General features: G+C 64.3%; 23 protein-coding genes and 1 tRNA gene. 17 read left to right on the top strand and 7 right to left on the bottom strand.

The window, feature by feature from the left end; genetic code table 11:
- Window positions 1–49: 49 nt before the first annotated feature.
- Together ABIB95_RS19500 and ABIB95_RS19495 are read right to left on the bottom strand one after the other, a co-directional pair.
- A complete protein-coding gene (locus ABIB95_RS19500; RefSeq protein WP_354241299.1) occupies window positions 50–1,036 on the bottom strand; it encodes an NAD-dependent epimerase/dehydratase family protein in 987 nt (328 codons plus the stop codon).
- Window positions 1,037–1,112: 76 nt separating this feature from the next.
- Window positions 1,113–1,187 (bottom strand) — tRNA-Gly (locus ABIB95_RS19495).
- Window positions 1,188–1,462: 275 nt separating this feature from the next.
- On the opposite strand from ABIB95_RS19495, the gene trxA reads away from it, so the two are divergent.
- Both trxA and ABIB95_RS19485 read left to right on the top strand, forming a co-directional pair.
- Window positions 1,463–2,386, top strand: coding sequence for a thioredoxin (trxA, locus tag ABIB95_RS19490; RefSeq protein ID WP_063980302.1), 924 nt, complete (start codon window positions 1,463–1,465; stop codon window positions 2,384–2,386).
- Window positions 2,387–2,469: 83 nt separating this feature from the next.
- Window positions 2,470–3,147 carry an LON peptidase substrate-binding domain-containing protein gene (locus ABIB95_RS19485; protein ID WP_085403060.1) on the top strand — a complete coding sequence of 226 codons (678 nt, stop codon included), beginning with the start codon at window positions 2,470–2,472 and terminating at the stop codon, window positions 3,145–3,147.
- A 168-nt stretch (window positions 3,148–3,315) separates the two neighbouring features.
- On the opposite strand, the gene ABIB95_RS19480 is transcribed toward ABIB95_RS19485, so the two are convergent.
- The 3 genes from ABIB95_RS19480 to ABIB95_RS19470 form a co-directional block, all read right to left on the bottom strand.
- Window positions 3,316–3,909 (bottom strand): cytochrome b/b6 domain-containing protein, encoded by a 594-nt coding sequence (locus ABIB95_RS19480; protein WP_085403061.1) that lies wholly within the window; start codon window positions 3,907–3,909, stop codon window positions 3,316–3,318.
- A gap of 44 nt (window positions 3,910–3,953) precedes the next feature.
- Window positions 3,954–4,232 carry a PepSY domain-containing protein gene (locus ABIB95_RS19475; RefSeq protein ID WP_028150199.1) on the bottom strand — a complete coding sequence of 93 codons (279 nt, stop codon included), beginning with the start codon at window positions 4,230–4,232 and terminating at the stop codon, window positions 3,954–3,956.
- A gap of 216 nt (window positions 4,233–4,448) precedes the next feature.
- A complete protein-coding gene (locus ABIB95_RS19470) occupies window positions 4,449–4,799 on the bottom strand; it encodes a hypothetical protein (protein ID WP_071908737.1) in 351 nt (116 codons plus the stop codon).
- Between the two features lie 107 nt (window positions 4,800–4,906).
- Here ABIB95_RS19470 and ABIB95_RS19465 point away from each other — a divergent pair, with 107 nt between their 5' ends.
- Together ABIB95_RS19465 and ABIB95_RS19460 are read left to right on the top strand one after the other, a co-directional pair.
- Window positions 4,907–5,437, top strand: a complete 531-nt coding sequence (locus ABIB95_RS19465; RefSeq protein WP_354241296.1) for a TetR/AcrR family transcriptional regulator — start codon at window positions 4,907–4,909, stop codon at window positions 5,435–5,437.
- Between the two features lie 122 nt (window positions 5,438–5,559).
- Window positions 5,560–5,757 carry a Trm112 family protein gene (locus tag ABIB95_RS19460; RefSeq protein ID WP_011083431.1) on the top strand — a complete coding sequence of 66 codons (198 nt, stop codon included), beginning with the start codon at window positions 5,560–5,562 and terminating at the stop codon, window positions 5,755–5,757.
- A 112-nt stretch (window positions 5,758–5,869) separates the two neighbouring features.
- On the opposite strand, the gene ABIB95_RS19455 is transcribed toward ABIB95_RS19460, so the two are convergent.
- A complete protein-coding gene (locus ABIB95_RS19455) occupies window positions 5,870–7,090 on the bottom strand; it encodes a ubiquinone biosynthesis hydroxylase (protein WP_259260257.1) in 1,221 nt (406 codons plus the stop codon).
- Window positions 7,091–7,306: 216 nt separating this feature from the next.
- Here ABIB95_RS19455 and tesB point away from each other — a divergent pair, with 216 nt between their 5' ends.
- On the top strand, window positions 7,307–8,170 hold the full coding sequence (gene tesB / locus ABIB95_RS19450; RefSeq protein WP_071917022.1) for an acyl-CoA thioesterase II: 864 nt from the start codon (window positions 7,307–7,309) through the stop codon (window positions 8,168–8,170).
- A 37-nt stretch (window positions 8,171–8,207) separates the two neighbouring features.
- On the opposite strand, the gene ABIB95_RS19445 is transcribed toward tesB, so the two are convergent.
- The gene (locus tag ABIB95_RS19445; RefSeq protein ID WP_063980297.1) at window positions 8,208–9,119 is read right to left on the bottom strand and encodes a DUF4339 domain-containing protein; all 912 of its coding nucleotides are present in this window, start codon (window positions 9,117–9,119) and stop codon (window positions 8,208–8,210) included.
- 239 nt (window positions 9,120–9,358) lie between these two features.
- Between ABIB95_RS19445 and ABIB95_RS19440 the strand changes: the two genes are divergently transcribed.
- From ABIB95_RS19440 to ABIB95_RS19385, 12 genes are all read left to right on the top strand, one after another.
- The gene (locus ABIB95_RS19440) at window positions 9,359–9,697 is read left to right on the top strand and encodes a P-II family nitrogen regulator (protein ID WP_008142802.1); all 339 of its coding nucleotides are present in this window, start codon (window positions 9,359–9,361) and stop codon (window positions 9,695–9,697) included.
- A 133-nt stretch (window positions 9,698–9,830) separates the two neighbouring features.
- Window positions 9,831–11,132 carry an ammonium transporter gene (locus tag ABIB95_RS19435; RefSeq protein WP_135213951.1) on the top strand — a complete coding sequence of 434 codons (1,302 nt, stop codon included), beginning with the start codon at window positions 9,831–9,833 and terminating at the stop codon, window positions 11,130–11,132.
- A gap of 42 nt (window positions 11,133–11,174) precedes the next feature.
- Window positions 11,175–11,489: an ArsR/SmtB family transcription factor gene (locus ABIB95_RS19430; RefSeq protein ID WP_354241293.1), complete on the top strand. Its 315-nt coding sequence runs from the start codon at window positions 11,175–11,177 to the stop codon at window positions 11,487–11,489.
- A 12-nt stretch (window positions 11,490–11,501) separates the two neighbouring features.
- A complete protein-coding gene (locus tag ABIB95_RS19425) occupies window positions 11,502–11,858 on the top strand; it encodes an SRPBCC family protein (protein ID WP_354241291.1) in 357 nt (118 codons plus the stop codon).
- Window positions 11,859–11,900: 42 nt separating this feature from the next.
- Window positions 11,901–12,503 carry an ATP-dependent Clp protease proteolytic subunit gene (locus ABIB95_RS19420; protein WP_354241289.1) on the top strand — a complete coding sequence of 201 codons (603 nt, stop codon included), beginning with the start codon at window positions 11,901–11,903 and terminating at the stop codon, window positions 12,501–12,503.
- A gap of 392 nt (window positions 12,504–12,895) precedes the next feature.
- Window positions 12,896–13,234 carry a P-II family nitrogen regulator gene (locus ABIB95_RS19415; protein ID WP_008142813.1) on the top strand — a complete coding sequence of 113 codons (339 nt, stop codon included), beginning with the start codon at window positions 12,896–12,898 and terminating at the stop codon, window positions 13,232–13,234.
- A 37-nt stretch (window positions 13,235–13,271) separates the two neighbouring features.
- A complete protein-coding gene (locus tag ABIB95_RS19410) occupies window positions 13,272–14,720 on the top strand; it encodes an ammonium transporter (protein ID WP_063980294.1) in 1,449 nt (482 codons plus the stop codon).
- A gap of 217 nt (window positions 14,721–14,937) precedes the next feature.
- Window positions 14,938–16,536: a caspase family protein gene (locus ABIB95_RS19405; RefSeq protein WP_166347108.1), complete on the top strand. Its 1,599-nt coding sequence runs from the start codon at window positions 14,938–14,940 to the stop codon at window positions 16,534–16,536.
- Window positions 16,537–16,673: 137 nt separating this feature from the next.
- Window positions 16,674–17,078: a GFA family protein gene (locus ABIB95_RS19400; protein WP_028158682.1), complete on the top strand. Its 405-nt coding sequence runs from the start codon at window positions 16,674–16,676 to the stop codon at window positions 17,076–17,078.
- 361 nt (window positions 17,079–17,439) lie between these two features.
- A complete protein-coding gene (locus tag ABIB95_RS19395; RefSeq protein ID WP_354241286.1) occupies window positions 17,440–18,654 on the top strand; it encodes an aminotransferase class I/II-fold pyridoxal phosphate-dependent enzyme in 1,215 nt (404 codons plus the stop codon).
- Window positions 18,655–18,663: 9 nt separating this feature from the next.
- Entirely contained in the window at window positions 18,664–21,147 is a 2,484-nt protein-coding gene (locus ABIB95_RS19390) for a DNA translocase FtsK (protein ID WP_354241284.1), read from the top strand.
- Window positions 21,148–21,297: 150 nt separating this feature from the next.
- Complete coding sequence (locus tag ABIB95_RS19385) at window positions 21,298–22,041, top strand: outer membrane lipoprotein carrier protein LolA (protein ID WP_354241282.1); 744 nt, start codon at window positions 21,298–21,300, stop codon at window positions 22,039–22,041.
- Window positions 22,042–22,119 lie beyond the last annotated feature (78 nt).

Here is a 22,119-nt window from a genome sequence, read left to right as displayed (position 1 = left end):
GACGCCGGGCAGACATTTGATGCGTCGAGCAAAACGGCAAAGACGGCGATTACGAGGCGACGGGATAGGGTCCGTCGTCGAATACTGTGTCGTGATAGCCTTTCGACCCGATCTCGCGTGCCAGCGTGCTGCGAAAATCCGTGCCCTCGCGCAGGCTGTTCAGGACATGCGCGAAGTCGAATTCGGGCCGCCAGCCCAGCTCGTGCCGCGCACGGTCGTTGACATAGACGCGGTCGATCTCGGGGAATAGCCGCCATCCGCGCGCCGCATAGAGCTGCGCGCAATCCGTGTAGAGCTCGCACACGACACCGGCCGCGTCGCGCGCGAGCGCCGCGAGATGACGGTGTTCGAACGGGCTCGTGGCGGAGATGATGTAACGGGCAAAACCGATCTTCGGCGCACGCTCGACGGCGAGCAGATGGGCGCTCGCCGCATCCGCTATATCCAGCCGTCTATAGAGCAGCTCGTTGGCCTGTGCGTTGTCCAGCGGGTAAGCCGATCGCATCGCCGGATCGTCATCGTCTTCAGGGAAGAAGCGCGAGGTCCTCAAGATCACGACAGGCAGGCCGCGCTCGAGAAAGAACAGCTCGCACAGAGTCTCCGCCATCAGCTTCGTCGTGCCGTAGATGTTCTTCGGCACCGGCGCCAGATCCTCGGTGACCCACACCGCGGCCTGTCCGGCCTCGGGTCGAAGCTGCGAGCCGAATGCGCTGGTGGTGCTGGTGAAGACGAAGCTGCGCACGCCGGCGGCTACGGCCGCCTCGAGCAGATTGAGCGTGCCGGTGACGTTGGTGTCGACGAAATCCTGCTTGCCGTGGGTCGCCACATGCGGCTTGTGCAGCGTTGCCGTGTGAATGACGGCGCTGACGCCCTCCATCTGCCGCCGCACGAAGTCGGAATCGACGATCGAGCTCACGGCATCGGTGAAGGGCGATGGCTTCAGATCGATTCCGCGCGCGGGGAAACTGCGTCCCCGGAGCATACGGAGAACGGCCTCCCCAAGGTGGCCCGCGCTGCCCGTAACCAGAATTGTCATTTGAGACCCAATACAGCCGCCAGCGGCGTGGAAAACCACGGCCCGACCCGGTTTGGCTGGATGCTTTGGGAAAAATTGGAGCGGGCGAAGGGGCTCGAACCCTCGACCCCGACCTTGGCAAGGTCGTGCTCTACCACTGAGCTACACCCGCATCCTGTGTCGGTCGCGTGACGCGCCGGCAACGGCTGTCGTATGCCAAAAGCGGGCGGCGAATGCAACAGCTACCGGCAGCATAGATTCGCAATTGAAGGGCCCATATGGACCCCGAATGCGGCCAAATCGCCCGAAAGCGCCCCGGAACCGGCGAATCGGCCCTGATGGATTGAAATTCGGCCCATTCGGCCCAATCTAGGAGCCGACAACGAAGCATATGACTTGGCGACGTGCTAAAGAGCCGCCATTCCAGACATCAGACGAGGGGATCCCGTGACGATCATCGACCAGGGTAACGGAGCGGCGGGCGCGGCCGCGGCCGATCTGATCAAGGACACCACCACCCAGACCTTCGTGAAGGACGTCATCGAGGAATCGAAGCGCCAGCCGGTGCTGATCGACTTCTGGGCGGAGTGGTGCGGCCCCTGCAAGCAGCTCACGCCCGTGCTGGAAAAGGCGGTCAAGGCGGCCAAGGGCAAGGTCAAGCTGGTCAAGATGAACATCGACCAGCATCCGGCGATCCCTGGCCAGATGGGCATCCAGTCGATCCCGGCCGTGATCGCCTTCGTCAACGGCCAGCCGGCCGACGGCTTCATGGGCGCAGTGCCGGAGAGCCAGGTCAACGCCTTCATTGAAAAGGTGACCAAGGGCGTGACGGCGCCGGGCGAGCCCAATATCGCCGAGATCCTGCAAGAGGCCGAGGCGGTGCTCGCCGAGGGGGACGCCGCCGCCGCCGCGCAGATCTATGCCGAGGTGCTGCAGCACGATTCGACCAACATCGCGGCCCTTGCCGGACTCGCGAAATGCTATGCCGTCTCGGGCGCGATGGAGCAGGCCAAGCAGACGCTGGCGATGGTGCCGGAATCCAAGCGCAACGACCCTGCCGTGAAGGCCGTGCAGACCGCGATCGATCTCGCCGAGCAGGCGGAGCAGCTGGGGCCGGTGGCCGAGCTGGAACAGAAAGTCGCCGCAAACCCGCTCGATCACCAGGCTCGCTTCGACCTTGCGACCGCGCTGAATGCGCAAGGCAACCGGGCGGCGGCCACCGAGCAGTTGCTGGCGATCATCAAGCGCGACCGCAAGTGGAACGACGACGGCGCCCGCAAGCAGCTCGTGCAATTCTTCGAGGCCTGGGGTGGCACGGATGATGCTACCGTCGAGGGACGAAAGCGCTTGTCGACGATCCTGTTTTCGTAAGGGTTATTGTTGGAGCATGATCTTGTCGGAAAGCCGCTTCACACTTTTCCGGATCATGCTCTAGCGAGTCTAGCGGGGTCCAGATGCCGATCAACATCGAATATCGCGGCCCCGCCGACCTGCCGGAGATCGTTCCGGTATTTCCGCTGCCGGGCGCGCTTTTGCTGCCGCGCGGCCAGATGCCGCTCAACATCTTCGAGCCGCGCTACCTTTCGATGGTCGACGATTCCTTGCGCGACGGCCATCGCCTGATCGGCATGATCCAGCCCGACGTCGCGCACTCGCCGAAGAATTCCGACAGGCCGGCGCTGTTCCGCGTCGGCTGCGTCGGCCGCATCACCCAGCTCGCCGAATCCGGCGACGGCCGCTACCTCCTCGAGCTCACCGGCGTCTCGCGCTTCAAGGTGGTCAAGGAGCTCGAAGTGCTGACCGCCTACCGCCAGTGCAAGGTGGACTTCTTCACCTTCCTCGACGACTTCACCGCGCGCATGGGCGAGGACGAGGTCGATCGCGAGGCGCTGCTGACCGTGCTGGCGGATTTCCTGAAGGCCAACAATCTCAAGGTCGACTGGGAAGGCGTCGAGAGCGCGCCCAACGAAGCGCTCGTCAACGCGCTGGCGATGATGTCGCCCTATGGCCCCGCGGAAAAGCAGGCCATGCTGGAGGCGCCGGATTTGAAGACCCGCGCCGAAATCCTGATCGCGGTGACCGAGATGGATCTCGCCAAGAAGCGCACCAGCGGCGATCCGCCATTGCAGTGAGGGGCGCGCTGCCGCGTCACGCTCCGTCATGCCCGGGCATAGCCGTCCGAAGGACGGCGTCGCTTCGCTCGCCGATGACCCGGGCATCCACGTCTGAGAGGCACAAAAGAACGTGGATGGCCGGGACAAGCCCGGCCATGACGAGGAGAGAGCGCCGCCTCAAAAACCCTATTGATGATGGCGGATGCGCTTGCGTCCGGTGAACATCGCGCGGATCAGGTTCTCGCGCTGGAGAAGCCCCATCAGCACGACGCCCAGCACGTGTACCACGGCCAGCACGATGACGGCGTCGGATGCTATCGCGTGGGTATCCTCGACCCACCACAGGCCGAAGAAGGTGACGGTCACCGACATCGCCCCCGTGATGGCCGAGATGGCGATCGCCAGCAGCAGCGCTACCAGCATCAAGGTGCCGGCTGGATTGAGGCCGATATAGCGGCCGGTCATGCCGCGGCGTAGATTCCAGAGATAGTGTGGCGCGACCCGAAGCCGGACGCCGACCATGCGGAAGCGCGAATAGCGGCTTCCCCAAAAACCCCAGACCAGGCGGAAGGCGAGAAGCCCGAGCACCGTATAGCCGACGATGCGGTGAAGGGTATCGTAGACGGTGGGCGTGAACCACGCGGCCAAGATGCTGACCGCGAGGGCCCAGTGCCAGAGGCGTAGCGGGAGGTCCCAGACTGCGACCGTCCGCGAAGCCGTTCGATCCGCGGGGGTCCCGTCGGACGCCCCGCGCGTTTCTGGCACCGCTTCGTCGATCAAGCCGTGACTATCCTCAAGCCTTGCTCAAGCCCTTGCTTGAAACCTTACTTGGCAACCGTCTTCTTCAGGCTAAGATCTTCCGGGCTGTAGAACAGCTCGTAGAGCTTGCCTTCCTTGACGCCGTAGACCTCATAGCACGAGCCTTCGATCTTGGAGCGCCGCACTTCGTAACCCAGCGCCTTGGCCTTGGCTTCGGCTTCGGCGGCCGGCTTCCACGACGCCTTGTCGAGCTTGGTGCAATCCTTGAACCCGTCGGCCATGGCCGCCGAGCTCATACCCATGCCGACCGTCAGTGCAATTGCAACAACACGAATGACCTTCACGAACGTCTCCTCCTCTGTCGTGTGCGCGCGTGGCGCGAAGCGGGAGCGAGGGAAGCAAAGGCGATGATGAAGTCAATCCGGTTTGGACGCGGATGGCTTTAGAGTTATTCTAACGATCCGGAAAAGATCAGTTGGCTCCGTAGGCAGCAGGCATTTGAGCGGCCGCTGCGGCCTTACGCCTCACGGTTTGACGGCCGGCATTCTGGGCGCGGCACCTCAATAGCCGGCAACCGCCATCGCAACGACGGCACTGAGCGCCATCCAGCCGAAATGCCGGCCGCGCGTGGCCCACGCGTTGGCGACAGCCGAGAAACCGAACACACAGACCATGGTGACGACGATCCAGCGGCGCGCCAGCTCCGAGTCCATCCAGGGCGCCGCGATCAGGAGCACACCACCACCGATCCAGGCGACGGTCGAGGCCTGCCAGACCAGGCGAATCAGGGTGCGGAGCCGTTCCGGCTCGATGCGGGCGCGGGCAAAGACCTTGGTCTCGCCGAGAACGCCATGGATGAGGGCTACGGCAATGGCCACGACGCCGGAGCACTGGAGCAAGAGATCACGCATCGGCACAGCTCCCTGAAGCTTCGTCCGTACAGTTGTGTATGGTGAGATAGGCGCTGGCCCGCCGCCTGTCAATACACTAGTGTATGGCCAATTTTCCGGAACCGGTCATGACCGAACAACTCTCCGCCGACGACTGGATCAAGCAGGGCCTGAAGGCGCTGGCCAGGAACGGCTTCACGGCCCTGAAAGCCGATCCGCTCGCAAGGGCCATGGGCGTCTCGCGCGGCAGCTTCTATTGGCACTTCGCCGATCTCGGCGCGTTCCACGCCGCTGTCCTGAAGCGCTGGCGCGAGATCGCGGCCGAACAGATCATCGCCGACGTCGAGGCCGCCGGCGACGAGCCGCTGAAGGCGCTGCTGCGGAGATCCTTTGGCGCCCGGCTCGACCTGGAGCGCGCCGTGCGCAGCTGGGCGGCGTTCGATGCGGCCGCGCAAGGCGCGGTCCGCGCGATCGACCGCCGCAGGATCGACTATATCGAGACGCTGCTTGCGATGCGGGGGCTTGAGCCAGCGAAGGCGCCGGCGCGCGCGCAGATCCTGTACTGGACATTCCTGGGCTTTGCCTTGTCGGGCACGCCGGTGCCGGCGGCACGGCTGCAGGGCCTGCTCGACGAGATCATGCGGATGGTCTCTGCCTAGATTCTTGTTTTGACGCGTTTTCTTTATGCGAACCGGTACCCACTTCGCTCGAAAACGCTCTGTTGGCGCAATGGGCGACCGCGATTTTCTGTGCTAGAGGCAAGCGATCTTCGGAGACCCCAATGAACGCTCCCACCGAACGCCCCGAAACCAGCGTCGATCCCAAATTGCTGGAGATCCTGGTCTGCCCGCTGACCAAGGGTCCGCTGGAGTTCGATTCCGCAAAGCAGGAGCTGATCTCGCGCAGCGCCAAGCTGGCCTACCCGATCCGCGACGGCATCCCGATCATGCTGCCGGAAGAGGCGCGCAAGATCGATTGAGGTTCTTGTAGCCCGGATGGAGCGCAGCGAAATCCGGGACTTCGCGCTGACGATACGGCGGCCCCGGATTGCGCTGCGCTCCATCCGGGCTACGAAGACGCAGCGCGAACTCCTACAACGCCTCGCCCTTCAGCAACCGCGGGATCTCACCGGTCAAACCGGCGGCCTGGCGGATGAAGAGGTTCTTCAGCGGCGGGGCGCGGTCGACGAGGCCGAGGCCGATGTCGCGCACCGTGCGCAGCAGCGTCGACTGGTTGGAGAACAGGAAGTTCAGCGAGTTGGTGGCAAGGCCCATCGCCATGGTGTCGAAGCGGCGCCAGCGCTGGTAACGTTCGAGCACGTCGGCACCGCCGAGATCCATGCCGAGCCGCGCGGCATCGACCACGACTTCGGCCAGTGCTGCGACATCCTTCAGCCCCATGTTGAGGCCCTGGCCCGCGATCGGGTGGATGACATGCGCGGAATCGCCGACCAGCGCGAGACGCTCGGCGATGAAGGAGCGCGCCACGAAATAGGACAGCGGGAACGCGCGCGGCTTGTCGAGCGCCTTGACCTCGCCGAGATGCAGGCCGAACCGGCGCTCGAGCTCGCCGTGGAACTCCTCGTCGCTCAACGCGATGATGCGCGCGGCCTCGCTGCGGCGCTCGGTCCACACCAGCGAGGATCGTTTTCCGGAGAGCGGCAGAATCGCGAAGGGACCCGCCGGCAGGAAGTGCTCCTCGGCGCGGCCGTCGTGATCGCGCTCATGGCCGACGGTGACGACGATGCCGGACTGATCGTACTCCCAGCCATGGGTGACGATACCGGCGCGCTCACGCAGTTTCGACCGCGCGCCATCGGCGGCGACCAGCAGGCTTGCCGCAATCACGCTGCCGTCGCCAAGCGTCACGTCGACGCCTTCCGGGCGCGCGTCATAGGACGCGACCGTCGTGGCGCGGAGATCGATGCCCTCGGCTTCGGCCCGCACCACCAGCGCGTCTATCAAACGGCGGTTCTCGACCATATGCGCAAACGGCTCGCCGGGCGCGACATCGCCGGCAAAGTTCAGAAAAACCGGACGGGTGGCGTCTTCCAGCTTTGAATCGGTGACGACCATGTCGAGGATCGGCTGCGCCTCGCCCCTGACGGCGTCCCAGGCGCCGATGGCCTCGAACAGGCGGCGGCAGGCGGCCACGATCGCGGTCGCGCGCGGGTCGCGGCTCGGACGGGTCGCGAGCGCGGGGTCGGCGACGATGACGGGAATCTCGGGCCCGAGCCCCTGGCGCAACGCCAGGGCCAGCGCGAGGCCGGCAAACGCGCCGCCACCAATGACAATGCTACCCTGTACCGGCATACCAAATTCCTGGCTCACACTTCGGCTTTTCCAGGCCTTGCTAGCAGACTTGAGGTGGGCGAAACAGTGCGGTGAAACAAGGGCGGAACTGCCTCATTCCGTCATTCCGGAGCGCGCACAGGCGCGAACCCGGAATCCAGAGGTTATCGGCTCGTCATTCCGGGGTCATCGCTGTCGCGATGCCCGGGAATGACGAGATCCTTCGAAAGCACCATCATGTCCAAAGGCCTGATCGACCTGATCTCGATTCTCGACCTCGAACAGCTCGAGGTGAATCTGTTCCGCGGCAACAGCCCGAAGACGAGCTGGCAGCGGGTGTTCGGCGGCCAGGTGATCGGGCAGGCGATGGTTGCGGCCTGCCGCACGGTCGAGGGCCGGCTGCCGCATTCGCTGCATTGCTATTTCATCCTGCCGGGCGATCCGCAGATCCCGATCATCTACCAGGTCGAGCGCCTGCGCGACGGCAAGAGCTATTCGACCCGCCGCGTCACCGCGATCCAGCACGGCAACGCGATCTTCTCGATCATGGTGTCGTTCCACACCGATGAGGAGAGCGCGTTCGATCATCAGGACAAGATGCCCGACGTGCCGCCACCGGAGAAGCTGACGGCGGAGGAGGTGGCGAAGCAGCCGATGTTCAAGGAGATGCCGGAGTTCATCCGCCGCTATTACGAGTCCGATCGTCCGATCGAGTTGCGCCCGGTCGAGCTCGGCCGTTATTTCGGCCAGAAGATCGAGGACGGCCGCATTCACGTCTGGATCAGGACCGCGGCGAAGTTGCCGGACGATCCGGCGCTGCACATGTGCGCGCTGGCCTATGCCTCGGATTTTTCGCTGCTCGACGCGATCATGGCGCGCTACGGCCGCACGCTGTTCGACAAGCGCATGATGCCGGCGAGCCTCGACCACGCGATGTGGTTTCACCGCCCGTTCCGCGCCGACGAATGGCTGCTCTACGCGCAGGATTCGCCGAACGCACGAGGCGGCCGCGGCTTGACCCGCGGCTCGATCTTCAAGCCCGACGGCACGCTGGTCGCCTCCGTCGCGCAGGAAGGTTCTGTGCGCGAGCGCAAGTCCTAGAGCCCAGGCGCGAGTTCGTCGCGCCTGGGATTTGCGATCAAGCTCCGAGCGACCCGCGCGGCGCGAGCTCGGTCTGCGACGCGAACCAGTTCATGATCCAGCGATACACCCACGGGATCGGGATGATGAGGCTGGACAGGATCGCGGCGACGATGCCGCGCCAGAGAATGCCGAGACCGCTGCCCTTGAACACGATCTCACGGCGCGTGCCTTCGATGCTGCGGCAGAACCAGCGCATCTGCGCCGCGGCGACCCAGGCCCAGCCGATGATCGTGATGATCGAGATCGCGAACAACAGATTCCAGCCGATATAGGCCCAAGCTGAGCCGGAGAAGCTGAGCCCGAGCGGCTGCTCGTTGGAGGCGAGGTTCGCGACCATCCATTTGATCAGCAGCCAGTAGAGCACGATCTGCGCGATGAACAGCAGATTGCTGAGCAGCGCACTGCCGATGACGCCGATCGCGATCGCCAGGACGATGAAGCCGAAGAACCAGGGCACCAGCGTCATCGCATTGCCGGTGAAGCTGAGATTGGGCCGGCCGGGCACCTTCACGCAGGACACGATCCATTTCGTGTACCAGACGAACACCCACGGCACCGGAATGATGAGGCACATGCCGATCAGCATCACGATGCTGCGCCAGGTGAACTCGAGGATGCCGAAATCGACCGATAGCGCTCCTCCGCTGCCACCGCCACCACCAGCGTAGCCGGCGCCAGCGTAACCACCGGAGCCCATCATCGGCGGACCGCCGGCCGGCATCATCGGGGGCGCACCGCCACCGCCGATCAGGCCGGGAATTTCGGCGGCCTTCTGCCAGCCGGCCATGCCCTCGGACCACACCAGCGTATCCGGGCGCACAACTCCCTGCGCGACCAGGTCGCGGAATTGCCCTTCCGGATAGGGTCCCTGTTGCTTGCCCTCGGATGCGTAGAACCAACTCGCCATGAAGCGTCCCCCTCAAACATACTTTTGTACCGGCCGGGACGCTTCGGTTCACCGCATCCATGCCAAAAACGCATTGTGAAGGATGAACGGATGCCCTGTACAGAGGCGGCGGTTCACATGGCCAAACGTTTTTCCGCTTCAGTCTGCAAGTTTTTTATGCCATTTGCCCGGAAAGATGCCAGATTGACGCTGCGCCGGGGACATACGGCGTGGCGCATCCCCGGGGAATAGGCCTGACCATGAAACTCGTCGTCGCGATCATCAAACCCTTCAAGCTCGATGAAGTCCGCCAGGCGCTGACCGCGATCGGCGTCCACGGCATGACCGTGACCGAGGTGAAAGGCTACGGCCGCCAGAAGGGTCATACCGAGATCTATCGCGGCGCGGAATATGTCGTGAACTTCCTGCCGAAGCTGCGGATCGAGATCGCGGTCGCCTCCGACGTCGCCGACAAGGCGGTCGCCGTGATCACCGCGACGGCGCGCACCGGCCAGATCGGCGACGGCAAGATCTTCGTCACGCCGATCGACCACGCGCTGCGCATCCGCACCGGCGAAACCGACAGCGACGCGCTTTAAGGCTTTTCGTTTTGACGCGTTTTCTTCACGCGAAACGGTATCCACTTCGCTCGAAAACGCTTTGATCCTTCTTCGATCGCACCGGGCAACGACGCCACAGCGTGCGACGCCAATTGATGCCGGGGGGAATGACATGGCGGGATTGTTGCGCCGCGCAGCTGCTATGGCTGCGCCGGCCGGATTTATGTCGATCATTGCCGCGCCTGCGCAGGCCGCGAATTCCGAGATCAACACCGCCGACACCGCCTGGATGATCGTCGCCACCGCGCTGGTGCTGATGATGACGATCCCCGGCTTGGCGCTGTTCTATTCCGGCATGGTGCGCAAGAAGAACGTGCTCGCCACCATGGCGCAGAGCCTCGCCGCGGTGACGATGATCTCGATCCTCTGGGTGGCGTTCGGCTATTCGCTGTGCTTCGTCGGCGACGGGCCGTGGATCGGAACGCTCGACCGCTGGTTCCTCGCGGGCATGACGATGGACAGCGTCAACCCGGCGGCGAAGACGATCCCGGAAGCGCTGTTCATGCTGTACCAGATGACCTTTGCCATCATCACGGTGGCGCTGGTCGCGGGCTCGGTCGCCGACCGGATGCGATTCTCCGCCTATCTGGTGTTCTCGGTCGCCTGGTTCATCTTCGTCTACATTCCGCTGGCGCATTGGGTGTGGGGCGGCGGCTTCCTCGCCAGCATGGGCGTGCTGGATTTCGCCGGCGGCCTCGTCGTGCATCTGTCGGCCGGCACCGCCGGCCTCGTCGCCGCCAAGGTGATGGGCCGCCGCCACGGCTACGGCACCGAAAATCTGTCGCCATTCGATCTGTCGCTCGCGGTGATGGGCACCGGCCTGTTGTGGGTCGGCTGGTTCGGCTTCAACGGCGGCTCGGCGGGCGCGGCCAATTCGCGCGCGGTGCTCGCGATCATCGCGACGCATCTTGCGGCCTGCTCCGGCGCGCTGACCTGGGGCGCGATCGAATGGTCGACCCGGCGCAAGCCTTCGGTGCTCGGCATGATCTCCGGCGCGGTCGCGGGGCTCGGCACGATCACGCCGGCCTCGGGCTTCGTTGCGCCCTGGCATGGCATCGTCATCGGCATCGTCGCCGGCGCGGTCTGCTACTGGGCCTGCACCTGGCTCAAGCACCGCTTCAACTATGACGATTCCCTCGACGTGTTCGGCGTCCACGGCATCGGCGGCCTGACCGGCACGCTGCTGGCCGGTGTGTTCGCGACCAGCGCGATCGGCGGCACCGCCGGCCTGATCGAGGGCCATCCGCAGCAATTGCTGATCCAGCTCTACGGGGTCGCCGTCACCTTCGTCTGGGCGGCCGGCGTGAGTTTCGTCCTGCTCAAGCTGGTCTCCCTGTTCGTGCCCCTGCGCGTATCCCGTGAGCACGAGCTCGAGGGGCTGGATATTTCGCAGCACGGAGAAGCGCTTCAGTAATCGGGGCTTGCGCAACACATAAGTAAATGCTTATGTGTTGGCATGATCGAAGCCGACATCTTCAAGGCACTGGCCGACCCGACGCGCCGAAAAGTCTTTGAGAAGCTCGCCGGCGGAAGCCTGAATGCCAGCGCTTTGCGCGACGGTTTGGAGATCAGCCAGCCGGCGATATCGCAGCATCTTTCGGTGCTGCGCGCGGCAGGCCTCGTGCGCGAACAGCGGCAGGGCCGCTTCGTGAACTACGAAGTCGACCCGGACGGAATCGTGGCCATCGGCACATGGCTTGCGCGCTACCGTGCCTACTGGCCGAAGCGCATGGAAGCACTCGCCGATCTCCTCAAGGACATGGATCAATAAGGACTGGGATCAATGAGCGACGCCGCGAAGCCTGATCGTCCCGACGAAGCCCTGGTACTTGAATATGATTTCGATGCGCCGCCAGCAAAGGTCTGGCGCGCCGTGACCATTCCGGCCTTGCGCGAGCGCTGGTTGCCGGATTGCGACCTTGCAGGCGCCGAGCCTGAATCAACGATCGCAGGCGAAGAGGTGCGCTACCGACTTCGCGATTCAGAGCCGCCGTTTCGCGAGAGCCACGTCATCTTCCGGATCGAGCCGAACGAGGACGGCGGCACACGCTTCCGCATCATCCAGCAAGCCTGCGAAGAGCAAACAAAGCTGCCGCAGCCGGCCAACAGCAATTGCTGCCTGATGCGCGCGGCGGCTTAAACACCAACAAGACTTCGTCACCTGCAAACATGGAGGTCGCCAATGCGCGACATGCTTCAGCTCGTCCCTATGGTCGTCGAACAATCCGCCCGCGGCGAGCGATCCTTCGACATCTATTCGCGACTCCTGCGCGAACGCATCATCTTCCTCAACGGCGAGGTCAATGATGCGATGTCCGGACTGGTGTGCGCGCAATTGTTGTTCCTGGAGGCGGAGAATCCGAACAGGCCGATCAATCTCTACATCAACTCCTATGGCGGCGTGGTCACCTCTGGTCTCGCCATGTACGACACCATGCAGTTCATCAAGGCGCCGGTTCATACGCTGTGCATGGGCACCGCGCGCTCGATGGGCTCGTTCCTGCTGATGGCCGGCGAGCCGGGTCACCGCGCCGCGCTGCCCAATGCGAGCCTTCACGTGCATCAGCCGCTCGGCGGCTTCCAGGGCCAGGCGTCCGACATCCTGATCCATGCCAACGAAATGCAGGAGACCAAGCGGCGCATCACCCGGCTCTACGCGCAGCATTGCGGGCGCACCGACGCGGAGGTGGAACGGACCCTGGACCGCGACCACTTCATGACCGCGCAGCAAGGGGTCGAATGGGGATTGATCGACCGGGTCTTTGCGGAGCGCGAGGCCGCCTGACGATTCAGGCCGGTTTCGCGCATCCAGTGAGCAGGCCGAGGGCCGGTTCGATATTTCGCAGGGCGGCGGGGTCCTTTGTCAGTCCCCTTCTGTAATTAAATACCTTCGTGCTGCCCGACACGTGAGCAGCAATTGTGTCGACAGCCTGTCGTGCCCGCTTTTTGATCAGGCGTGACCACGTTTTGAGCGCGACGTAATAGCGCACTGCACCGCAGCACGCGTCAAACGCGAAAACACCCGTTTTCATAGTCCGTTAGGCAACGCGCCCGATCTGGCACGGCATTTGATTCTAAGGGTGCTGGCTGTGCCCGCGTAGTGAACTTCTCCCTCGTGGCGAACCAGTCGAGAAACGCCCGGCCACGTCCGGACCGGGCCAAGCGGGGATAGGACCCATGAAAATTGTTATGGCGATTATCAAGCCATTCAAGCTGGAAGAAGTCCGTGACGCCCTGACCGCCATCGGCGTTCACGGTCTCACGGTGACGGAAGTCAAGGGATATGGCCGCCAGAAAGGCCATACGGAAATCTATCGCGGTGCCGAATACGCCGTGAGCTTCCTGCCCAAGATCAAGATCGAGGTCGCTGTCGCCTCCGACCAGGTCGACAAGACCATCGACGCCATCACGTCCGCCGCGAAAACCGGGCAGATCGGCGACGGCAAGATCTTCGTCATCAACCTCGACCATGCGGTTCGCATCCGCACCGGCGAGGCCGATGCCGCGGCCCTTTGATTTCGCGCTCAACCTTTACCAATCAGGAGTGAATAAAATGACGTTTAAGCGTCCCTATGGCGCGGGATTGGCGGCTCTCGCAGTCGGCATGTTCGCTGCGACCGCGGCCTATGCCGAGCCAACGGTCAACAAGGGAGACAACGCCTGGATGCTGACATCGACAGTGCTCGTGCTGTTGATGACGATCCCCGGCCTCGCGCTGTTCTACGGCGGTCTCGTCCGTTCCAAGAACATGCTCTCCGTGCTGATGCAGGTGTTCTACACCGTCTGCGTCGTCACCGTAATCTGGGCCGTGTACGGCTACAGCCTCACCTTCACCGGCGGCTCCGACTTCATCGGCGGCTTCTCCAAGGCCTTCATGATGGGCGTCACCACCGACTCGAAGGCCGCGACCTTCTCGGTCGACGCCAACATCTCGGAGCTCATCTATATGTGCTTCCAGATGACCTTCGCGGCGATCACGCCGGCCCTCATCGTCGGCGCCTTCGCCGAGCGCATGAAGTTCGCGGCCATCGCGCTCTTCATCCCGCTCTGGGTCACGCTGATCTACTTCCCGATCGCGCACATGGTCTGGTACTGGCCCGGCCCGGACATGATCCAGGACGCTGCCAAGGCACTCGCTGCTGCCACTGATGCGGCTGCGAAGACCGCGGCGCAGGCCAAGCTCGACGAGATCAACGCCGACGCCGGCTGGATCTTCAAGAAGGGCGCGATCGACTTCGCTGGCGGCACCGTGGTGCACATCAACGCCGGCATTGCAGGTCTCGTCGGCGCTCTGCTGATCGGCAAGCGCGTCGGCTACGGCAAGGAGCTGATGGCTCCGCACTCGCTGACCATGTCGATGATCGGCGCCTCGCTGCTCTGGGTCGGCTGGTTCGGCTTCAACGCCGGCTCCAACCTCGAAGCCAACGGCGGCGCTGCCCTCGCCATGACCAACTCCTTCGTCGCTACCGCAGCCGCCGCGCTGTCGTGGATGTTCGCGGAGTGGATCGTGAAGGGTCACCCGTCGGTGCTCGGCGTCATCTCCGGCGCTGTCGCGGGCCTCGTGGCCGTCACGCCTGCCGCCGGCTTCGCCGGCGTGATGGGTGCGATCGTCCTCGGCCTCGTGGTCGGCGTGGTCTGCCTGTTCTTCTGCACCGTCGTGAAGAACGCGCTCGGCTACGATGACAGCCTCGATGTGTTCGGCGTGCACTGCGTCGGCGGCATCGTCGGCGCCCTCGGCACCGGCATCCTCGTCAATCCGGCGCTGGGTGGTGCGGGCATCATCGACTACACCGCGATCCCGCCGAAGGTTGCCGATTACGACTTCGCGGCGCAGATGGTCTCCCAGCTCTGGGGCGTCTGCACCACGCTGGTGTGGTCGGGCATCGGTTCGGCGATCCTCTACAAGGTCGTCGATGTGATCGTTGGCCTCCGCGCCAATGTCGAGACCGAGCGTGAAGGCCTCGACATCACCGAGCACACCGAGCGCGCCTACAACATGTAACTCTTCTCCCGGGCGCGGCCTCCGCGGGGGCCGTGCCCACAACTACGGTTTGGGGCACATACCCGGCAATGTCCCGACCGTTGAGGGGCTCCAGCGCAAGCTGGAGCCCCTTTCTTTTTGGCGCGCCGCATCGTCGCAGCGGCCACGCCTGCACCAAGCCCAAATTGCATTGTCCCGAAACTGGTGAATATCATGCTCCCGTCCGGAGCACGGTCTCATGAGCCTGTTGCGTTTCGTGGCTTTGTGTTTGCTGTCGCTTGCCCTGTCTGCCCTCGACGCCAAGGCCGACAAGCGCGTTGCGCTGGTGATTGGCAACGGCGCCTACCGGAACGTTCCCACGCTCGCCAATCCGACCAATGATGCGGCCGACATCGGCGCGGCGCTGAAGCGATCGGGATTCGAGCCCTTGGTCGCGACCGATCTCGATCAGGCCGCCATGCAGGACACCGTTCTTCGCTTTGCGCGCGAGGCCCGCGGCGCCGACGTCGCCCTGTTCTATTACAGCGGACACGCGCTGCAATTCGCAGGCGTCAACTATCTGGTGCCCGTCGATGCCGTCGTGCGCGACGAGGTTGATCTGCGGCGCCTGGTGCGCGCCGACGAGATCCTGGCGGATTTGCAGCAGGCCAAGAACCTGCGCATCCTCGTGCTCGACGCCTGCCGCGACAATCCCTTCGCGGACGAGCTCCGGCGAAACATCGGGCAGGGGCGCGGCGTAACCGTCAGCCGCGGGCTGGCCAAGATGGAGAGCCCGGAGGGCACCATCATCTCCTATGCGACCCAGGCCGGTCGCACGGCCGACGACGGCAACGGCCGCAACAGTCCCTATACCAGCTCGTTCCTGGAGCACATCAGCGACAGGGACAACATCAATACAGTGTTCCAGACCATCGGCGCCGGCGTCTACAAGCGCACCAAGGGATCACAGGTCCCGGAGCTGTCGTTGTCGTTCTTCGGCGAGTTTTACCTCAATGGCAAAGCCGAACCCGCGGCGCTGACACCATCTTCACCTCGGACTGACCCTTGCGCAGAGGCCGCCGACCATTGGCGCGGTGCGGACGCGCTCGGGACCATCACGGCCTTCAAGGATCATCTGCTTCGCTTCCCGTCCTGCGCCTTTGCAGACCTGGCGAAATACCGCATCGAGCTGCTGTCGAAATCCATCGACAGCGCAAAGCGCCCGACGACTTTCGACGGAACCTGGATCGCCAACGAAAGCTGCGAGAGCAAACCGCCTTTTCCGGAAGCCCATCGCCAATATGTCTTTCGCATCAAGGAAGGAGTGCTGCACACGGTGCTCGGGGACGAGGGCAAGCCCGGCTCTGTGAGTTATGACGGCAAGATCGAAGCGGACGGCAACAGCACCATCTCCGTCAACGGTATCATTGGCGACAAGGATCCGCTGAATCGCGCCGCGGGCTCGTCCTATCGATACAAGATCGTGCTCGAACTGAAGGCTTCCAAAGGGGCTGGGGTCCGCACGGAAACCTATTGGCCGTGTCGCTACGACTTTTCAAAGGTATCAGCGCCAAGCGGAGAATCCGAGCGGAGGCAGCCCGACCCGAAGCGCGCCGCAAAGCGCAATGACAATGCGGCTGCTGCGCCTCCCGATCGGCGCGACGGCGGACAGGCCGCGCCGGGCGGCAATGGGATGAGCTGCTCCACGATGCGCAGAAATTGCGCGGTGGCTTGCGTCAGTTTTGGCGGCCAGCCCAATTGTGGCTCAACCTTCTGCGTGCGGCAGGAAGCGGAATGCATGAGCAGCGGATGCTGGAGAAGTCGAGCTTTCAACGGCTGCGGCATCGCCAAGCGATAGGCGCAAGGCATTCTCCGCAGCCTTCCCATCGAGAACGCCATGTTCTTTTTGACCGTTGCGCAAAAGAAATAGATTGCCATTTCAGATTACCGGCGCAGAAATATCGACCACAACGAAAAACAAATCGGGAGGTCGTCATGCGTTTGGAAGGCGGATGCTATTGCGGCGAAGTGCGCTACGTGGCCGAAGGCGATCCGATGATGCAGGCCCAGTGTCATTGCCGCGAGTGCCAGTACATCTCGGGCGGCGCGCCCAACACCTTCATCGCAATGCCGGTGGCCGGCTTCAGCTACATCACCGGGCAGCCCAAGCAGTTCACGCGCAAGGATCTCGAGCGCGCCGTCACGCGCGAATTCTGCGCCGAATGCGGCACCCATCTGGTGACCAAGGTTCCGGGCCTGCCCGCGGCGATCCTGAAGGTCGGCACCCTGGACGAACCAAAGCAGTTCCATCCGCAGATGGCGATCTACACCTGCGACAAGCAGGAGTTCCATGCGATCCCCGCGGGCATGGCGACGTTCGAGAAGCTGCCGGGGCACTAGGCGCGCCCCTATCCGGAAACTCGCCATGCCCGGGCTTGCCCCGCCTGCGCGGCCGAAGCCCGCTTCGGCGAGGCGAAGGCCCGGGCATGAACGTTCCTGGGGCGTGGTAGGAAGGCCGCGGATGGCCGGGACAGGCCCGGCCATAACGGGACCCGGGCCCGCCATGCGTCCGCTGTATCCGGTGTCATTATTCCCTCTCCGAACGGGCCGGACCTCAAATCCAGGTCACGGAAATGACTCTTGATGGCGCGGAAAGCCGATGGTTAATCGCGTCTTAACCTCGCCCTATCTATGGTGAAGTGAACCGCTTCCCGCCGGCGCCTTGGTGCGACCGGCTGTTCCAAGAGTGCTGGCGTCCAGAATGGCTATAACCGCTTCATCCCGTGCGCCGCAGGACAGTGGAAGCTCCGATAGCGAACGCTCGCCCTTCGTCCGGCTGAACGAGCTGCTGGCACCCCATCAGCCGGGTAAGCCCTTGATTACGCTTGCAGTCGGCGAGCCCCAGCATCCCGTGCCTGACTTCGTCGGCCCGGTGCTGGCCAAGCACATCGCCGATTTCGGCCGTTACCCCGCGAACAAGGGCACCGACCCGTTCCGCACGGCAGCGAGCGCCTGGCTGTCGTCGCGCTTCAAGCTGCCGCGGCCGCTCGACCCCGAGAACGAGATTCTCGTCCTCAATGGCAGCCGCGAGGGGCTGTTCCTTGCCGCGATCGCGGCCGCGCGCTATGTCGGCCCGCGCCCCGGCAAGCCCGCCATCCTGATGCCGAACCCGTTCTATCCGGTCTATGGCGCCGGCGCCCGCGCCGCGGCCTGCGAGCCGGTCTACCTGCCGACCACCGTGGAAAACGGCTTTCTGCCCGATCTCGATGCCATCGACGAAGCGACGCTGGCGCGCACGGTGGCGTTCTATCTGGCCTCGCCGGCCAATCCGCAGGGCTCGGTCGCCAAGCCCGACTATTTCAGGCGGTTGAAGCAGCTCGCCGACCGCTACGGCTTCGTGATCCTCAGCGACGAGTGCTATTCCGAGATCTACACCCGCGAGGCCCCGGGGAGCGCGCTCGAATGCGCCGGCCCTGATTTCACCCGCGTGGTTGCGTTCCAGTCGCTGTCGAAACGCTCCAACCTGCCGGGCCTGCGCGTCGGTTTCGCCGCCGGCGACAAGCGATTCATCGGCATGTTCCTCGAGCTGCGCAACATCGCGGCGCCGCAGGTGCCGGTGCCGCTCCAGAATGTCGCGACCGTTGCCTACGGCGACGAGGCGCATGTCGAGGAGAACCGCAGGCTCTACCGGATCAAGTTCGATCTCGCCGACCAGATCATCGGCGATCGTTACGGCTATCGCCGGCCTGACGCCGGCTTCTGCGTCTGGCTCAACACGTCCGCGCTCGGCGACGACGTGTCGATCACGCTCAGGCTCTTCAAGGAAGCAGGCGTACGCGTGGTGCCCGGCAGCTATCTGGCGCGGCTCCAGCCCGACGGCTTCAATCCGGGCGCAGGTTTCATTCGCCTTGCGCTGGTGCAGGATGGCGAGACCACGGCGCAGGCGCTGCACCGCCTGGTCGAGACTCTGGGTTAGGCGGGGCCCATGAGCATGTCGGCAATCGAACGTGTCATTCCACTGGTCGGCCATCTGCCACCGTCGATCCGCGAGGGGCTGGCGCGGCGTATGCGCGAGCTCACCGGTTTCGGCCTGATTGCATTGTCCGGCGTCGCCTCGGCCGCGCTGATGACCTGGTCGGTGCAGGATCCAAGCCTCAGCCACGCGACCTCACGGCCGATCCGCAACATTCTCGGCTATGCCGGCGCGATCGGCGCCGACCTTGCGATGCAGATCCTCGGGCTCGGCGCGATCATGCTGGTCCTGACGGTCGCGGTCTGGGGCTGGCGCATGATGACCCATCGCCCGTTCGACCGCGAGGCGCTGCGGCTCGGTTCCTGGATTCTCTGCACCGTGATCGCTGCGGGCTTTGCCAGCTGCTGGCCGCATGGCGGCGCCTGGCCGCTGCCGACCGGCCTCGGCGGCGTGGTCGGCGATGCGCTCGTACGCGCGCCCGCGGTGATTTTCGGACCGGCGGGCACGATCTATCGCATGGTGCTGGGCACGATCCTGTTCGCCGCGATGGGCGCGACCTTCCTGATCGCCTGCGGCCTCGGCGCGCGCGCGCACGACGACGAGTTCGCGGAGATCGAGGACGACGACAAGCCGCTCGACGAAGACGAGGAGAGCGATCGCGGCTCGGTGTCGCTGGGGTGGCTGTTCCACGCATTGATGAGCACGAAGGCGCGGCTGATCTGGCTGCTCGGCACCGCTTACCGCTCGCTGGTCTCGAGCGGACCGAAGACCAAAGCCGTTGCGTTCAGCCGCCAGGAGCCGAATCTCGGCGCCGGCCGCGCCGCGCCGTCGATCTCGCCGCAGTCCGAAGACGAAATTGACGAGGACGAGCACGAAGAAGAGGAAGACGAGGAGGAGGAGGAAGAGGAGGAGCCGGCCGCGCGCGCCCCGCGCAAGAAGGCTGCACCAAAGGCCGCTTCCAAGAAATCCTCCGACAAGTTCGAGCTTCCGTCCGTGTCCGTGCTGGCCGCGCCCAAGGCGGGCGATCGCCAGCCGCTCAGCAAGGCTGAGCTGGAAGCCAATTCGCGTTCGCTCGAAGGCGTGCTGCAGGATTTCGGCGTGCGCGGCGAGATCGTGAAAGCCAATCCGGGTCCCGTGGTCACACTGTACGAGCTGGAGCCGGCGCCCGGCATCAAGTCATCGCGCGTGATCGGTCTCGCCGACGATATCGCCCGTTCGATGAGCGCGCTGTCGGCACGCGTCGCCGTCGTACCCGGCCGTAACGCCATCGGCATCGAGCTACCGAATGCGCATCGCGAAAAGGTCTATCTGCGCGAGCTGCTGGTCGCCAAGGAGACTGTCGATTCGGTTGCGAAGCTGCCGCTCTGCCTCGGCAAGACCATCGGCGGCGACCCCGTGATCATCGACCTCGCGCGCACGCCGCACATGCTGATCGCCGGCACCACCGGGTCCGGCAAGTCGGTCGCCATCAACACCATGATCCTCAGCCTGGTCTACCGGCTGCGCCCGGACCAGTGCCGCCTGATCATGGTCGATCCGAAGATGCTCGAACTCTCCGTCTATGACGGCATTCCCCATCTGCTCACGCCCGTCGTGACCGACCCGAAGAAGGCGGTGGTCGCGCTGAAATGGGCCGTGCGCGAGATGGAAGAGCGCTACAAGAACATGGCCAAGCTCGGTGTGCGCAACATCGACGGCTACAATACGCGCCTGCTCGAATTGAAAGCCAAGGGCGAGGAACCGACGCGCACTGTGCACACCGGCTTCGACAAGGAAACCGGCAAGGCGATCTACGAGGAAGAGAAGCTCTCGCTCGACCCGCTGCCCTACATCGTCATCATCGTCGACGAAATGGCCGACCTGATGATGGTCGCCGGCAAGGACATCGAAGGCGCGGTGCAGCGCCTCGCGCAGATGGCGCGCGCCGCCGGCCTGCATGTGATCCTGGCGACGCAGCGCCCGTCGGTCGACGTCATCACCGGCACCATCAAGGCGAACTTCCCGACCCGCATCGCCTTCCAGGTGACGTCCAAGATCGACAGCCGCACCATCCTGGGCGAGATGGGCGCCGAGCAGCTGCTCGGGCAGGGCGACATGCTCTACATGGCGGGCGGCGGCCGCATCAGCCGCGTGCACGGACCTTTCGCATCGGACGAGGAAGTCGAGAAGGTGGTGCGGCACCTCAAGACGCAGGGCCAGCCCGAATACCTCGAGGCCGTCACGGCCGAAGAGCCGACCGAGGACGAGGACGGTGGCGCCGTGTTCGACGCCAGCGGCATGGGCGCGGATGGCGGCGGCGATCTCTTCCAACAGGCCGTGGCCATCGTCAAACGCGACCGCAAGGCCTCGACCAGCTACATCCAGCGCCGGCTCCAGATCGGCTATAACCGTGCCGCGTCCTTGATGGAGCGCATGGAACTGGAAGGCATCGTCGGACCCGCCAACCACGCCGGAAAGCGCGAGATTCTGGTCGAGGAAGAAGACAGCCACATGTGAGGCGAGCCGCCTCTGAACATAATTTCACGCAAAATCGATATCTGCAGTAGCGAAATCACGCTAAAAGGGCGCCCAGCCACACAGGACGACGCGTTGATCAGACATCCGGACATTCGATTCGCTGCCACCATCGCTGCGCGAAGCGCGCGTATGGCCGGTGTGCTTCTCGTCACCGCCGCGATGGTGACCGCGGCGTCGTTCGCGCAGAGCGTGCCTGTGCCGAAGCCCGCGCCGAAGGGCCGCGATGGCGGAGGCCCCGCTGTCACCGGCGCGACCCAGACGCCGCCGAACCCGGTCATCCCGGATCCGCGCCGCAACGTGCCGACCAGCATCTTCCAGACCTTCGACGCCAACCAGAAGGCGCAGGCGGCCAAGGTCAGCGCCTATCTGTCCTCGCTGTCGACGCTGGTTGGAAATTTCGTCCAGGTCGGCCCCGACGGCAGCAAGACGCAGGGCGACTTCTACATCCAGAAGCCCGGCAAGGTGCGCTTCGAATATGACGCGCCGAGCCCGATCGACATCGTCGCCGACGGATCCTCGCTGGTGGTGCGCGACCGCAAGCTCGCGACCCAGGACGTCTATCCGCTGTCGCAGACGCCGCTGCGCTTCCTGCTGTCCGATCGCATCGACCTGATGAAGGACACCAATGTCGTCAACGTCTCGGCTGATGACGTCTTCGTCAGCGTCACCATCGAGGAGAAGCAGGCGCTGGTCGGCACCAGCCGCCTCCTGCTGATGTTCGGCGCCAAGGACGGCCAGTTGAAGCAGTGGACCGTCACCGACCCGCAGGGCTACGACACCACGATCGCGGTCTACAATCTCGATGCGGGCAAGAAGCTCGATCCTGCCATGTTCAAGATCGATTTCACCAATTACGGCCCATCGCCGGGTTGAAAGCTCTACTGCCGTAGGGTGGGCAAAGGCGCATTAGCGCCGTGCCCACCATCTCTCCCTGCGGCAGGCATTGGTGGG

The organism is Bradyrhizobium sp. LA2.1 (genome assembly GCF_040547725.1).
Classification (GTDB): Bacteria; Pseudomonadota; Alphaproteobacteria; order Rhizobiales; family Xanthobacteraceae; genus Bradyrhizobium; species Bradyrhizobium barranii.
Note: the sequence above shows the minus strand (reverse complement) of the source record. Positions and strands in the feature narration are given on the sequence as shown.